This is a genomic window from Haloprofundus halophilus (genome assembly GCF_003439925.1).
GTDB classification, from domain to species: Archaea; Halobacteriota; Halobacteria; order Halobacteriales; family Haloferacaceae; genus Haloprofundus; species Haloprofundus halophilus.
This window is the reverse complement of record NZ_QQRR01000002.1, coordinates 1-13,174: the sequence shown is the minus strand read 5'-3', so window position 1 is coordinate 13,174 and position 13,174 is coordinate 1. Positions and strand designations below refer to the sequence as shown.

General features: G+C 66.4%; 14 protein-coding genes, 2 tRNA genes and 1 rRNA gene. 9 read left to right on the top strand and 8 right to left on the bottom strand.

Going from position 1 to position 13,174, the window contains the following annotated elements; genetic code table 11:
• The first annotated feature begins 64 nt into the window (after window positions 1–64).
• Window positions 65–877 (top strand): DUF5806 family protein, encoded by an 813-nt coding sequence (locus DV709_RS09625; RefSeq protein ID WP_232819723.1) that lies wholly within the window; start codon window positions 65–67, stop codon window positions 875–877.
• 31 nt (window positions 878–908) lie between these two features.
• Here DV709_RS09625 and DV709_RS09620 read toward each other — a convergent pair whose 3' ends face one another.
• Window positions 909–1,307 (bottom strand): hypothetical protein, encoded by a 399-nt coding sequence (locus tag DV709_RS09620; RefSeq protein WP_117594242.1) that lies wholly within the window; start codon window positions 1,305–1,307, stop codon window positions 909–911.
• 130 nt (window positions 1,308–1,437) lie between these two features.
• On the opposite strand from DV709_RS09620, the gene DV709_RS09615 reads away from it, so the two are divergent.
• Window positions 1,438–1,791 carry a hypothetical protein gene (locus tag DV709_RS09615; protein WP_117594241.1) on the top strand — a complete coding sequence of 118 codons (354 nt, stop codon included), beginning with the start codon at window positions 1,438–1,440 and terminating at the stop codon, window positions 1,789–1,791.
• A 321-nt stretch (window positions 1,792–2,112) separates the two neighbouring features.
• Here DV709_RS09615 and DV709_RS09610 read toward each other — a convergent pair whose 3' ends face one another.
• Both DV709_RS09610 and DV709_RS09605 read right to left on the bottom strand, forming a co-directional pair.
• Window positions 2,113–3,210, bottom strand: a complete 1,098-nt coding sequence (locus tag DV709_RS09610) for an aminopeptidase (RefSeq protein WP_117594240.1) — start codon at window positions 3,208–3,210, stop codon at window positions 2,113–2,115.
• 90 nt (window positions 3,211–3,300) lie between these two features.
• On the bottom strand, window positions 3,301–3,705 hold the full coding sequence (locus DV709_RS09605; RefSeq protein ID WP_117594239.1) for a CBS domain-containing protein: 405 nt from the start codon (window positions 3,703–3,705) through the stop codon (window positions 3,301–3,303).
• A gap of 117 nt (window positions 3,706–3,822) precedes the next feature.
• Here DV709_RS09605 and gnd point away from each other — a divergent pair, with 117 nt between their 5' ends.
• The 6 genes from gnd (at window position 3,823) to DV709_RS09575 (ending at window position 7,826) form a co-directional block, all read left to right on the top strand.
• Window positions 3,823–4,716 carry a phosphogluconate dehydrogenase (NAD(+)-dependent, decarboxylating) gene (gene gnd, locus DV709_RS09600; RefSeq protein WP_117594238.1) on the top strand — a complete coding sequence of 298 codons (894 nt, stop codon included), beginning with the start codon at window positions 3,823–3,825 and terminating at the stop codon, window positions 4,714–4,716.
• A gap of 90 nt (window positions 4,717–4,806) precedes the next feature.
• A complete protein-coding gene (locus DV709_RS09595; RefSeq protein WP_157972703.1) occupies window positions 4,807–5,133 on the top strand; it encodes a hypothetical protein in 327 nt (108 codons plus the stop codon).
• Window positions 5,134–5,198: 65 nt separating this feature from the next.
• Window positions 5,199–5,444: a hypothetical protein gene (locus DV709_RS09590; protein ID WP_117594236.1), complete on the top strand. Its 246-nt coding sequence runs from the start codon at window positions 5,199–5,201 to the stop codon at window positions 5,442–5,444.
• A 121-nt stretch (window positions 5,445–5,565) separates the two neighbouring features.
• A complete protein-coding gene (locus DV709_RS09585) occupies window positions 5,566–6,156 on the top strand; it encodes a 2Fe-2S iron-sulfur cluster-binding protein (protein ID WP_117594235.1) in 591 nt (196 codons plus the stop codon).
• Window positions 6,157–6,267: 111 nt separating this feature from the next.
• Window positions 6,268–6,340 (top strand) — tRNA-Arg (locus DV709_RS09580).
• Window positions 6,341–6,572: 232 nt separating this feature from the next.
• A complete protein-coding gene (locus DV709_RS09575) occupies window positions 6,573–7,826 on the top strand; it encodes a hypothetical protein (RefSeq protein WP_117594234.1) in 1,254 nt (417 codons plus the stop codon).
• A 63-nt stretch (window positions 7,827–7,889) separates the two neighbouring features.
• Here DV709_RS09575 and DV709_RS09570 read toward each other — a convergent pair whose 3' ends face one another.
• Entirely contained in the window at window positions 7,890–8,240 is a 351-nt protein-coding gene (locus DV709_RS09570; protein ID WP_117594233.1) for a hypothetical protein, read from the bottom strand.
• Window positions 8,241–8,334: 94 nt separating this feature from the next.
• Here DV709_RS09570 and DV709_RS09565 point away from each other — a divergent pair, with 94 nt between their 5' ends.
• Window positions 8,335–9,225, top strand: a complete 891-nt coding sequence (locus DV709_RS09565) for a universal stress protein (protein WP_117594232.1) — start codon at window positions 8,335–8,337, stop codon at window positions 9,223–9,225.
• Between the two features lie 102 nt (window positions 9,226–9,327).
• Here DV709_RS09565 and DV709_RS09560 read toward each other — a convergent pair whose 3' ends face one another.
• The 4 genes from DV709_RS09560 to rrf form a co-directional block, all read right to left on the bottom strand.
• Window positions 9,328–10,188 (bottom strand): hypothetical protein, encoded by an 861-nt coding sequence (locus tag DV709_RS09560; RefSeq protein WP_117594229.1) that lies wholly within the window; start codon window positions 10,186–10,188, stop codon window positions 9,328–9,330.
• A 116-nt stretch (window positions 10,189–10,304) separates the two neighbouring features.
• Entirely contained in the window at window positions 10,305–12,557 is a 2,253-nt protein-coding gene (locus tag DV709_RS09555; protein WP_117594227.1) for a PAS domain S-box protein, read from the bottom strand.
• A 311-nt stretch (window positions 12,558–12,868) separates the two neighbouring features.
• A tRNA-Cys gene (locus tag DV709_RS09550) sits at window positions 12,869–12,944 on the bottom strand.
• 108 nt (window positions 12,945–13,052) lie between these two features.
• Window positions 13,053–13,174 (bottom strand): 5S ribosomal RNA (gene rrf, locus DV709_RS09545).

Here is a 13,174-nt window from a genome sequence, read left to right as displayed (position 1 = left end):
CGGGTCCCGATGCTGGTCGGACCACGCCGACAACCCTTTTGTACCCGGTTCACAAGGGCGGAGTATGGCAGACGACCCCGCGACGCCCTCGGAGTCGCCCGAGCGAGAGACGAAAAACGGTGCGCGCGACGAGACAGTCGGTGCTGACGACCGCACGGCGGACGCAGCGGAGAGAGAGGAGGCCGGGACAACAGAGACGAAAAACGGCGCGGCAGCGCCCGAGGAGGCGAGCGACGGCCCCGTCGACACCGACGGCGAGCGCCACGACGCCGACGCTGACGGTCCCGTCGACGCCGACAGCCCTGCCGACGCTGACGGTCCCGTCGACGACACCGCCACAGAGGACGTGCCCGAGGACGTGCAGAAGTACGCCCGCTTCAAGAAGATGGACGGCGCGCAGTACGACCGCGTCAACGGCTTCCTCCGCGACCGGACGTACATCACCGCCCGCGAGTGGGCCATCGCGCGCCTCTGCGCGGACTTCCGGACCGAGACGGGCGTCGAGATGACGAAAATCGGCGAGAACCTCCCCCGCTTGGTGCCGTTCATGACCGACACGTACACCCCGCAGGCGGTCAATCAGGCGCGTTCGTCCTTCGAGGGGAAGGTGAAGAAAGCAGGCGCGACGTTCCTCTACGGCGCGATGAGCGGCTTCTTCACCGCCGAAGAGTTGGACGAGACGATGTACGAAGTGACCGAGATTGCGAAGTTCCTCCTCGAAGTAGAGGGCGTCGACCTGGCCGTCGCCGAGGAACTCGACGCCGAGGAGCGGATTTCGAGCGTCATGCGCGAGGTCCGCCAGTCGAGTGCCCAGTTGCGCGCCGAGGAGGTCGAGTGCCCCGAGTGCGGCCACGTCCACGAACCGAAGCAGGGGTAGTGGGTCCGACCGCCGGGGTCCGAAGTCGACGTTAGCAGGTCGCCGCGACCGTCTCGTACGCTTCTCCCTCGTACTCGACGATTCGCGGCGCACTCCACGTGTCGGGTAGCGACTCCATCGAGAGAGTTCCGTTCTCGCGGGCGCGGTCGAACTCGGTGCGTCGGTCGGCGGAGAGATTCTCGTACGCCAGCGTCCGGTCCGCCCCCGCGGCCCTGTCCTCGTCGGCGAGTTCGACGTGCAGGAGGTACGGACAGTCGGCGTAGGCGGTCGTCGAGTGTCCGTCGGTGGTCGGGGTCGGCGACGTCGTCGCCGGCGGTTCGGTCGGGGACTCCGTCGCGATCGTCTCGGGGGAGTCGTCCGCCGGCGGGACGCTGGTGCAACCGGCGACGAGAAGGCCGAAGACGACGAACAGGAGGGCGTATCGACGCATACGGAGAGAAGCGAGTCGTCCGGTAAGTGCTTTCCGTGCGGGAGTCGAGTCGGGCCGAACAGCCGTCGGGTCGAGCAACCGGCGTCGAATCGACCCACACTACTTCGTGTCTGGGCGCTCACTCTCACCTATGGTCGACGAAGAACTCGGCGAGGCGACGATCGTGTACGAAGACCCCGACGGCGAGACGATAGAGAAGAACGTCCAGAACGAACACGTCGCGTACTTCCAGGACCACTGGCTGGTGAAAGTCGGCGAGGACGACGAGGGGCGCGACATCGTCCGCCGAATTCCGGCGACGCGAGTGTACCACGTCGAGCGAACGGTCGAGAAGTTCGAAGAAGAGGTGAAGACCGTCCGCGACCAGGTGCAGTCGTTCACCGACGACCTCCGGTCGAGGCTCCTCGGCGGCGGGGAGTCGGAGGGACAGAGCAAGCCGCTCAGTATCGACGTCGAAGGGGACTCTGACGACGAGCGTCGGTAGCCGCGCGAACGGTCACTCCTCGAACCCGCCCTCCCACCGGAACTGTCCGTTGCACCTTTTTCCCTCGCTCGCTCCGCTCGCTCGGCAAAAATCTGCACCAAAAAACGTGGGACCGTTACTCCTCGAAGCCGTCTTCCCACCGGAACCGTCCGTTGCACCTTTTTCCCTCGCTCGCTCCGCTCGCTCGGCAAAAATCTGCACCAAAAAACGTGGAACCGTTACTCCTCGAACCCGTCCTCCCACCGGAATCGTCCGTTGCACCTTTTTCCCTCGCTCGCTCCGCTCGCTCGGCAAAAATCTGCACCAAAAAACGTGGGACCGTTACTCCTCGAAGCCGTCTTCCCACCGGAACCGTCCATTTCGCTGGACGAGTTCGCCGTCGACGAGCAGTCGCGAGTCCTCGCTCATATCGGTTATCATGTCGACGTGGACCGCCGACTGGTTGCCCGACTCGCCTTCAGGGAGACAGGAGTCGTACGCGCGACCGACCGCGAGGTGAATCGTGTCGCCCATCTTCTCGTCGAAGAGGATGCTGTCGGTGAAGCGGTCGATACCGCGGTTCATGCCGATGCCGAGTTCGCCGAGGCGGCGCGCGCCCTCGTCGGTGTCGAAAATGTCCGCGAGGACCGTCTCGTTCTGACCGGCGTCGAAGTCGACGACCTCCCCGTCCTCGAAGGTGAGGTGGACGTCGGTGACGCGCTTGCTCTGGATGGTCATCGGCACGTCGAAGAACACCTCGCCCTCGGTGGCGTACGGTGCGGTGAACACCTCGCCCGAGGGGAGGTTGTGCGAGTCGTAGGCGACCGACGCGGCCGAGTTGACGGCGGTTCGCCCCTCGATGGACATGGTGAGGTCCGTCTGCTCCTTCTCGATGCGGACCTCGCTCCCGGCGTCGAGCACCTCTTTCATCTGCGCCATCTCGTCGGCCAGCGCCTCCCAGTCGCGGAGCACGGCGTCGTAGACGAACTGCCGGTACTCCTCGTAGGCCATCCCGGCCTGCTGGGCGAGCGAGCGCGTCGGGTGCACGGTGGAGACCCAGTCGGTGTCCATGCGGGCCTCGCGGGTTCCTTCGCGTGCCCGAGCGAACGCACGCTGGGTTTCACCGGGCACGTCCGCGGTCGCGGTCGTGTTCCGCCCGCCGCCGAGGCGGAGGTACGCGTCGGCGTTCTCCAGGAGCGCGAGTTCGTGGGCGGGGTCCTCGTCGAACTCGCCGTCGTGGCTCTTCAGGTACGCCCGCGAGACCTCCGCGGAGTCGTAGAGGGTGACGACGTTCGCCCCGCGTTCGCCGAGTTTCTCCGCGACGGCGACGGCGAGGTCGTGGGCGTCCTCGGCGACGCTGACGACGACGTCGTCACCGGCCTCGATGCGTGCGCTCCAGTCGACGAGCACCTCGGCGTGCTCGCGTACGCGTTCGTCCATGTGCGGGTGGAGGAGCGACTGGCCGAAAAACGGGGCGGTTCCGGCGGCGTACGCGGAGGGACGACCGCCGACCAACCACGGTCGCCGTCGTCACCCGTCGAACATCGAGAGGATGCGCGTCAGATCCTCGCCGTACTGGACGAGCGCGTCCTCCAACCGGACGACGCCGACGAAGTCGCCCGCGTCGTCGACGACGGCCGCGCGGCGAGCGTTCTCGTCCGCGAGGTGCGCGACCAGCGCCGAGAGGTCCTCTGACTCGCGGACGGTGACGAGGTCGTCCGAGAGTATCTCGCCGGCGGTCTCGCCGTCGAGGTCCTCGCCGGCGACGTACGCGCGACCGATGTCGGCGGGCGTCAACAGCCCGAGCGGTCGCTGTTCGTCGAGCACGGCGACGAGTTCGAGCGACCCCTCGCGCATCGCGGCGGTCACGTCGCCGACGGGCGTCGTCGGCGCGGCCGTTGCGACGGTTGCATCGAGGATGTCAGAGAGCGTCATGTCGAGAGGTGTACGGGTTCGGGAAGCGTAAGTCCAGCGGCGCTCCGAGTGGCGAGGGTCACCCCCGCGACTCCGACGAACCACAACCCCTTACCTCCCTCCGGTAAACCTCCGACCATGCAACTGGGCGTCATCGGACTCGGACGAATGGGCCAGATAGTCGTCGAACGAGTGGTCGCCGCGGGCCACGACGTGGTCGCGTTCGACCTGAGCGAACGAGCGGTCGAGACCGCCGCCGACGCGGGTGCAAAGCCCGCAGCGAGCGTCGAGGACCTCGTCGAGAGACTCGGCGACGAGAAGCGCATCTGGCTGATGGTTCCGGCCGGCGACGCCGTCGACGCGACGCTCGCGGACCTCGACGCCTACCTCGACGCCGACGACGTGGTCGTCGACGGCGGCAACTCCCACTTCGAGCGCTCCGTCGAGCGCGCGAAAGCCTGCCGGGCGGCGTACCTCGACTGCGGCACCAGCGGCGGTCCCGCGGGCGCGGAACTCGGCTTCTCGCTCATGGTCGGCGGCCCCCAGTGGGCGTACGACGAACTGACGCCCGTCTTCGACGCCGTCGCCACCGGACCCGACGGTCACGACCGGATGGGCGAGTCGGGGTCGGGCCACTACGTGAAGATGGTCCACAACGGCGTCGAGTACGCGCTGATGCAGGCGTACGGCGAGGGCTTCGAACTCCTCGCGGACGGCCGCTACGACCTCGACCTCGAAGCCGTCGCCCGGACGTGGAACAACGGCGCGGTTATCCGCTCGTGGTTGCTCGAACTCTGCGAAGAGGCGTTCACCGAGGAGGGCTCTGATCTGGGCGACGTCGCCGACCACGTCGCCGGCGGCTCGACCGGCACGTGGACGGTCCAGGAGGCGCTCGAACAGGAGGTTCCGGTGCCGCTCATCTACCAGGCGCTCGCCGAGCGCTTCGACAGCCGAAACGAGGGACGATTCTCGCGGCGGTTGGCGAACCGACTCCGCTACGGCTTCGGCCGTCACGAAGTCGCTCGCGACTGAGCGTCTCGGAGACGGACGGTCCGTCCCACGGACCGCGGGGACGACGCTATCCCCTCGGCGAGCGTACTACTGAGAAGCGAGGAATCAAGTATGACATCGGTTCTCGGACGGGGGAGACAACTCCGCAGAGCGGTGCTTCTGCTCGGATGCGGCGTGACGCTCGCGGCGGCGACGCTTCTGGCGGCAGTCGCCGCGCTCTACGTGGTGCAGACGACTCCGCGCGGGGTGCTCAGTTGGTACGGACTGGCGTTCGGTGCAGGTCTCATCGGTGCTGCGCCGGTGGTCGCGAACGAGTTGCTCGGGCGAGTGGTCGAGGCCCGTCGGACTGCGACTGCGCGACGACGGAAGTCGCCGGTCCCGCCAGTCTCGTCGGTTCCGCCAGTCTCGCCGGTCCCCCCGTCGACAGAGACGCCCTGACTGCGTCGACGTTTCGACGGGGGAACCGAGAACAGCGTTATCTGACTCCGCGGCGTACGGGGAGTATGGACAGAAACGATGCGACTGCTCACTTTCGACGGATGCTGAGTCGGGCGCGATACGCAGCTATCGGCGCGGCTATCGGTGCGGGTCTCGGCGGACTGTTCGGTAAGGAAGCCGCGAGCACCGGCGGGGCCGTCGGGGCGCTCCTCGGGGCGACGTTCGGCGAGACGCGCGTGAGCGCTCGAAGCCGATTCGACAAGCTACGTGCCCGCAGCGAAGAGGAGTTCAAGCGGATTCCGCTGGAGTAGCGAACGCGCTCAGCGGGAGTTCCCGGTGGTTCGCCGGCGACGCTCCGAGCGCCGACCGCCGCGCCGCCGGGCTATCGGCGGAATCACAACTGTTGTAAACCCGCACTCCGTAGCCGCCGATATGTCTCTCATCGACCCAGTGGCGGTAGGACTGGGCGCGGCGCTGACGGCGCTGGCCGTCGCGATGCACTTCTCGAAGGGGACGGGGTGGACGGCCACCGCCGACATCTCCCAGGAAGTGCTCGAACAGCGCGCGTCGACGGTCCCCGAGACCGACTTCCCCGAACCGATGAACCGCTCTATCGGCGGCGGCAGCGCCGTCGCCGTCGGCGGCGCGGCAGCGGGCGAGGAGGGCGAACTCGAAGAGGGCGAGGCCCAAGAAGAGAGTTCGAGCCCCGCTGACATCCCCGAGGACGAAGTCGAGTACTTCGAGGTGGAGTTCGTCAAAGAGGGTTCGACCATCGAGATTCCGAACAACCAGACCGTCCTCGAATCCGGCGAAGAGGAGGGTTGGGACCTCCCGTACGCCTGCCGACAGGGGCAGTGCGTCTCCTGTGCGGGTCAGATCACCTCCGGCGGCAACTCCGAGGACTACGTCGTCCACGACAACCAGCAGATGCTCGACGAGGGCGAACTCGACGAGGGCTACACGCTCACCTGCGTCGCTTACCCGCGTGCGGATTTCACCATCGAAACCGGTACTGCACCGTAATCGGTCGACGACTGTTCGATTTTTTCTCTTCTGACGACGGCTCTCGAGACGGCAGCGCCGGCGAGTTTAGGTCACAACGGTTATAGCCAGTTATCGTGTACGTCGGGGTGAGGGCCCGTAGCTCAGTGGACAGAGTGCTTGGTTCCGGACCAAGATGTCGCGGGTTCAAATCCCGTCGGGTCCGCTCGACTCACTTCGTTCGTCTCGCTCCCCCGACGTAGTTCGCAAACGCGAAGCGTTTGCTCACTCCCGTCGGGTCCGTTTTTGGCGTTTCGACGGAACGAAATCGACAGTCGACTAACGCCGTCTAGAGACTTCTCACCCCTCGGCGCTCGGCGGCGGCCGTTCGACCCTGTAGAATCCGCATCTTCGACAAAACCCCATCCATTCATACCATCCACGGGAGACGACAGCTCATGGCCAGCGCGGCACCGCTCTCGGAACCGGAGGTCCTCGCCCACGCCAAACGCCGTCTCTTTCCCGACGCGAACCAGCCGGACACCTACTCGGTCGTGGACACACAGTTCGCGATGGAGGAGTGGCTCCCGGGCCAACCGATTTCGTCGACGGTACGCGAACAACTCGCGCCGTTCAACCACGTTCGCGTGGGGTCGGGCTACCCGGACCTCGTCGGCGTCCGGCTCTTAGAGTCGGAACTACTCGCTGTCGAGCGGTTCGGGGACCAACCGCCCCTCGTCGCCGTCGAAGCGAAGGGGTACACCGGGTCGGGCACCGTCGACGTCGAACGCGGAGTCGTGCAGGCGTACGACCGGCTCCACGAGGCCAACGCCGCGTACGTCGCGGCGCCCGCTCGGGCGATTTCGCAGTCGGCGCGGACGCTCGCCCGCGAACTCAACGTCGGCGTCCTCGGCGTCGACGCGGGGGGAGCGGTCGAGCCGCTGGAGGTTCCGCGCGTCGTCGGTAACCGGACCTCCGACGACGCGACGGCCATCAGATTTCAGGCGACGGCACAGGGAGTCGCGAACAAGTCGTTCGGGCTCAACCACCCGAAGAACTATCTCGGCGTTCCGCTCGCGCTGTACCACGACGGCGTCGCCGACGAACTACTCGCCAAGCGCGTCGTCGGAGCGACGGCCGACGCCCGGCGGGGTGCGGCGTTCCTCGGACTCACTGACGAGCGTCCCGACCGCACCGAACTCACGTCGCTCGGCGAGGAGGTAGTCCGGTTCGCGCTGCGCCGATACGACTCGGTCGACGCCGCACTGTCGACGTTCGAAGAGTGGCGCGGGTCGAGAACGCGGTTCTGCGACCTCGCCCCCGAGTGGGGGCAGTTGACGAGACGCGTCGTCTGGGCGTACCCGGCGACCCAACTGTTGGTCGAGGAACTGCAGACCATGCACGAGGACGGCGTCCGCGACCCGTCGCTCGTCGACCTCGTCGAGTGGCTGCACGTCCTCCACCCGACGTTCACCGTGGAACTGTTCGTTCGGGGAACCCGGGACGTTCGCAGTCGGGTGTTGGACGGGGACGGCGACCTCCGGCTCGAAGCGCTTCGGGAGGGGGACGTCTTTCACTCGCCGACGGTGTTCCAGTTGAAGGCGATGCTGTACCACGCTGGCATCCTCACCGAACGAGGGGCCGAACCGCACCGACTCGACCCGGAGACGGACGTCTGGCGGCTGCGAGAACCGCTGTCGTACCGCCGCTGACCGCGCTCGCACCGACCCTGCCCTGTTGCTCGTGTCGGCCCCGCTCTGTCGCTCGCGCCGACCTCACTCCGGTTCGACGATGGACTGCTCGTCACCGTAGTCGAGCGAGACGGTGTGGCCGGTGTGTCGGGCGTGGGTCTCCGCCCACCGACGCGCGGGGTGTTCGGAGAGGAACTGGTCGCCGTCGGGGCACCGTCGGCAGGTGGCGACCCACGGCGTCACGTCGTCGGGGAAGTGGCCGGTGTGGCGTCTGTGGTCGAGCGCGAACTGCTCGAACGACTGGTTGCCGACGCTCAGCTCGTCGAGTTCGTAACCGAGGTCCCAGGTGCGGTCGCAGCGCGTACAGCGAACCGTCGGCGTATCGTCGACGTCGGCGGCCGGCGGCGTCTCGTTGTCGTCGTTGGGTTCGGACACACCCGCCGTTGCACCGCGAGGCACTTCTATCCGACCGTCGGGCGCAGGAACCATTCATATCGAGTTATGACATACCACTCCGTGGTGTTCGAGTGTGTACGATACGATACTGGTTCCGACCGACGGCAGTGAGGCGGCGGCGCGGGCGGTAGACCACGCACTGCTCTTGGCGGAAGCGACCGACGCGTCGGTGCACGTGCTCTACGTCGTCAACGCCGAGCCGGACGAAGTCGCGGTTTCGACCGACGAACGCGACGCCGAGAACGTACAGGACAGCCTCCGCCGGTTCGGAGAGCGTACGCTCGACGACGCCGACGAACGAGCGGCGTCGACGGCGGTGCCCGTCGAAACGTCGATTCGGACGGGCGTGCCGCACGAGGAGATTCTCGCCGACGCCGACGAACGAGACGTCGACGCGGTGGTGATGGGTACGCACGGGCGCAGCGGCCTGCAGCGATATCTCCTCGGGAGCGTCGCCGAGCGGGTCGTCCGCTTGGCCGACTGTCCGGTGATGACCGTCCACGGCGACGACGACGCCTCGCCGTACGAGCGGATTCTCGTCCCGACCGACGGCAGCGACTGTGCGGCGGTGGCGACCGAACACGCGGTGGCCATCGCCCGCGCGTTCGACGCGGAGCTCCACGCGCTCTCGGCGGTGAATCTCGTGGAGGCGGGCGGTCTGTTCAACGCCGGCGGCGTCGACAGCGGCTTCGTCGAACGGCTCGAGGAACAGGCGCAGACGGGTGCGGACGCGGTCGTCGAACGCGCCCGCGACGCCGACGTCGACGGCGAGGCCACCGTCGTCCACGGCGTTCCCCACGAGGAGATCGGCGAGTACGTCTCCTCGAACAACGTCGACCTCGTGGTGATGGGCACGCACGGCCGCAGCGGCGTTCGACGGTATCTACTCGGCAGCGTGACCGAACGCGTGCTCCGGACCGTCTCGGCTCCGGTTCTCGCGGTGCGTCAGCGGGACGACACCTGAGCCCGGGCGTCGCCGAGCGTGCGGCGGGCTATCGCCGCGAAGTGGCGTCGGAAGAAGGGGAACGCGGCCGAACTGCGTCTGGTTCCGCGCGGGGAGAGAGCTTCAGTACCGCGAGGGGAGGTACGCCAAACCGATGAGCAGGACGACGAGCGCTCCGGAGAGGATGGTGACGCCCTGCAGTCCTTTCAGGTGACGGTTGTACGTCGCGATCTCCTGCTGTTGTGCCTGGTAGCTCGCTCTGTCCTGCGTGAGGTAGACGGTCTCGTTTTCCGGGAAGTAGGCGAGGTACTGCTGGTCGCCGACGGTCACGTTGGCCTGGTCTTCGAGGGCGGCGGTGTTGTTCTGCGGCGCGGTCCACGCCAGCGTCGCCTCGCTGGCGGTGATGTTCTCGACGGTCGTCTGGTTACCCTCGAAGTCGAACTGCTGACCCTCGTCGTACTGGGTGCTCTCCGGTTCCGGGAAGAACTGGTCTTCGGGGACGAGCGTCGGGTTACCGCTGCCGTCGTTGTAGACGACGTACCGCTGGCCGTCGCGCGTGACCATCTCGTTGTCGACGGACTCGTTCGCCTGCAGCAGCGCCGTGCGGTTCAGTTCCTCACGGAGCGTGAGGCTGTCGGGGTCGGAGTCGTTGGGGATGAGAACGCGGTAGCTCTCGTTGGAGACCGACACCGAGGAGTTGTTCTCCCAGGTCTGTGTGTAGCGTGCGGAGTCGTTCGTCCACGCGATTTCACCGGTGCGAGAGAGCGTGGTCGGACTGCCGTGGTCGCCGCCTTCGACCTGCGCGTCGAGCGACGTCACGGTGTACTGCTGTCCTCCCTGGGTGAACTGGTCACCCTCCTGAAGTTCGTGTTCGGCGTTCTCGAACTGTATCGTCGGTTCTTCGGCCGTCGCAATGAGCGAGTAGGAGGCCGCTCCGACTAACAAGAAGAACGCGACGGAGATGGCTGCGGCGCGTCGTTGCATAGTTTGGGCAAAGGAGAGACGGGGTATAACAATTACTTTTCGCGGACCCGCAACGCGGTGGTCGGCGCGAGAGGAATCGACGAACGCGGGGCCGGTGCCCGCGGAGACGACGGTCGCTACTCGGGAGCGTCGCTGGTGCCGTCGGCGGCGACGGTTATCTCGAAACGTGCACCGCCGCTGTCGCTCTCGACGGCGTCGATTCGCCAACCGTGAGCCTCCGTAACCTGCTCGACGATGTTGAGTCCGAACCCTGTGCCCTCCGCCGCGGTCGAGTAGCCCGCCTCGAACACCTCCTCCCGCATCGCCTCGGGGATGCCGGGCCCGTCGTCGGCGACGAAAAAGCCCGTCGGCGTTCGGCCGACCCGCACGGTGACCGGGTCGGCATCGTCGTCAGCCGCTTCGGACCCGTCGTTCGAGCCGTGTTCGACATCGTCGTCGGACGCGGGCCGACTGCCTGCGGAACCGTGTTCCACAGCGTTCCGAAACAGATTCTCGAACAGTTGCCGGAGCTGGTCTCGGTCCGCCTCGACGTGGCCGTCGGCGTCAACGACGAGCGTCGCATCCGCCGTCTCGACCGTCTCCCAACACGCCCGCACGAGCGACGACAACTGGATTCGTTCGAGTTCCATCGCGGCCTCGCCGCCGTGTGCGAGCGCGAGGAGATCCGCTATCAGCGCCTCCATCCGGTCGAGCGCGCGCGAGATGTGCGGGATGTGTTCGCTCTCGTAATCCTCTTCGAGGAGCTGGAGTCGACCCTGCGCGACCTGCAGCGGGTTTCGGAGGTCGTGGCTGACGACGCTCGCGAACTTGTCGAGCCGCTCGTTCTGTTCGACGAGCGCCGCTTCGCGGGCCTTCCGGTCGCCGATATCTCGGTCCATCGCCACGAATCGGTCCTCGCCGTCGAGCTCGAGGCGAATCAGATGGACTTCGACGGCGACGGTCGTCCCGTCTCGTCGCTCCAGCGCCCCCTCGAAGCGGCGCGGCGTGTTCGTCGGGAGCGCCGCCCAGAACTGCCGTGCACGCTCGGAGTCGGCGGTCGCGTCTATCTCCCAGACCGCTCTCCCGACGAGTTCGCTTTCGGTGTAGCCCAGCTCCTCGCAGATTCGCTCGTTGACGTCGCGTATCGTCCCGTCGGCGTCGTGGATGGCGATCATGTCCGGCGAGTGCTCGAACAGCGCTTCCAGCCGCATCGTGCTCGCGCGCAGCAGTCTCTCGTTTCGCTTCTGCTCGGTCACGTCCTCCTGAAAGCCGACGAAATGCGTGACCGACCCGTGGCCGTCCTCGATGGGAAACACGTGGAGCCGGTTCCAGAACGGGTCACCGCTCGCGTCGTAGTTGAGGAGGTCCGTCGAAATCGCCTCCTCGCTGCCGATCGCCCGCCGGATCTCCGCTACCGTCTCCGGGTCGGTGGCTTCCCCCTGAAGGAACCGACAGTTTCGGCCGAGTGTCTCCCGGCGGCCGTACCCAGTCAGGTTCTCGAACCCCTCGTTTATCCAGACGATGGGGTTGTCTTCCGCGGTGGCATCGGTGACGACGACACCGAGATGTGCCGCGTCGAGGGCTCGGGTCTTGAGCGCCAGTTCCGCCTCCAGTTCGCCGTCGCGGGCGAGTTCCCGAACGATGCAGACGTGTCCGCCGTCGTCCATCCGTGTGAGGACGAGCCGTTCGGGGACCGGGGCTCCCTCTTTCGTCAGCCCGGTCGAGATTCCGCGCCACGTCCCCCGCCGTTCGAGTTCGGGGAGGATTTCGTCGTGAAACCGCCGGGCCTCCGATTCGTCGTACAACACGTCCCAGTGCCGACCGATCAGTTCGGCGCGAGTGTGGTCGTACACCGCGGCGTACGCCTCGTTGAGATACCGATAGACGCCGTTCTCGTCGACGATTCCGATGGCTTCCTCCGCCGACTCGATCGCCAAGAACGCACGCTGGACCAACGTTTCCGCCCGGTGTTTCTCGGCGAGGTTCTCCACCATATTGGCGAGCACCGGATACACCTCCGGACCGCCTTTCTGAAGGTACTCGTCGACGCCCGCGGTTATCGCCTGGCTCGCGATCTCCTCGCTTCCCTTTCCGGTGAACAGGACGAACGGTGTCTCGATACCCGCTTCGCGTATCTCGTGCAGGAGTTCGAGGCCGGTCGCCCCCGGCATATCGAAATCGCTCACGAGGCAGTCGAACTCCTCGTGTCGCAGCGCTTCGAGCACCTCCGTCGAGTCGGTGAGCGCCGTCGTCTCGACGCTGTCCAGTTCCCGCCGGAGAAACGCCGCCGACGTCTGGACTGCCTCCTCGTCGTCGTCCACGAGGAGGACCCTCGTCGGCCGGGTTTCGGCGCCGAACGGGACCAGTTCACTCAGCGGAGGCGTCGTCATAGCAGGCCATTCCGCACCACCTGATATAAATCGGAAGCATCACGGAGACAAACGGGACGTCCCGACGGAGACCGACCCACGTCGGCGGCCCCCACGACCCCTTCGAGGGGTTAGAGAGTTGGCAGACAGAAACCGACTACAGTAGCATTCGAAGATCTCTCTCGAACTGGGTGTGGACGGATCGGCTGCAGTTCAGACTACGTCCCGGATAACGTCGAGCACGAGTGAGGGCGACCAAAACGGGTCCGGCGACGGTACCTGACGGTACGAGTCGCGGTCGCTTCTGTGGACGTTGTGACGAATCGATGAGAAGCCAAGGGCCGGATTTGAACCGGCGATGGGCGGCTCTGCAGGCCGCTGCGTTCGGCCGGACTCTGCCACCTTGGCGCATCTGAGTGTATTGGCGTCGTCCGCTTAAGGATAGCGATGTGGTTCGAAATAGAAACGCCCGCGGAGCGGTGCTGTCGCTCTGCGGGTGGTGGATGAAGTATGAGTGGCAGGCGGCGAGAACGTGTTTCCAGAGGCTCGCGCACTCCAGTAGTTGCGTTCACGCTGGTGAGCTTAACTTCCGTGTTCGGGATGGGTACGGGTGTTACCTCACCGCTGTGGCCGCCTTA

Bases quoted from the DNA above. Each gene is read 5' to 3' on its own strand.
- DV709_RS09595 (WP_157972703.1), top strand. From the start codon at position 4,807: ATGACATCGGTTCTCGGACGGGGGAGACAACTCCGCAGAGCGGTGCTT.
- DV709_RS09555 (WP_117594227.1), bottom strand. From the start codon at position 12,557: ATGACGACGCCTCCGCTGAGTGAACTGGTCCCGTTCGGCGCCGAAACC.
- DV709_RS09615 (WP_117594241.1), top strand. From the start codon at position 1,438: ATGGTCGACGAAGAACTCGGCGAGGCGACGATCGTGTACGAAGACCCC.
- DV709_RS09575 (WP_117594234.1), top strand. From the start codon at position 6,573: ATGGCCAGCGCGGCACCGCTCTCGGAACCGGAGGTCCTCGCCCACGCC.
- DV709_RS09610 (WP_117594240.1), bottom strand. From the start codon at position 3,210: ATGGACGAACGCGTACGCGAGCACGCCGAGGTGCTCGTCGACTGGAGC.
- DV709_RS09620 (WP_117594242.1), bottom strand. From the start codon at position 1,307: ATGCGTCGATACGCCCTCCTGTTCGTCGTCTTCGGCCTTCTCGTCGCC.
- gnd (WP_117594238.1), top strand. From the start codon at position 3,823: ATGCAACTGGGCGTCATCGGACTCGGACGAATGGGCCAGATAGTCGTC.
- DV709_RS09585 (WP_117594235.1), top strand. From the start codon at position 5,566: ATGTCTCTCATCGACCCAGTGGCGGTAGGACTGGGCGCGGCGCTGACG.
- DV709_RS09625 (WP_232819723.1), top strand. From the start codon at position 65: ATGGCAGACGACCCCGCGACGCCCTCGGAGTCGCCCGAGCGAGAGACG.
- DV709_RS09605 (WP_117594239.1), bottom strand. From the start codon at position 3,705: ATGACGCTCTCTGACATCCTCGATGCAACCGTCGCAACGGCCGCGCCG.
- DV709_RS09590 (WP_117594236.1), top strand. From the start codon at position 5,199: ATGGACAGAAACGATGCGACTGCTCACTTTCGACGGATGCTGAGTCGG.
- DV709_RS09560 (WP_117594229.1), bottom strand. From the start codon at position 10,188: ATGCAACGACGCGCCGCAGCCATCTCCGTCGCGTTCTTCTTGTTAGTC.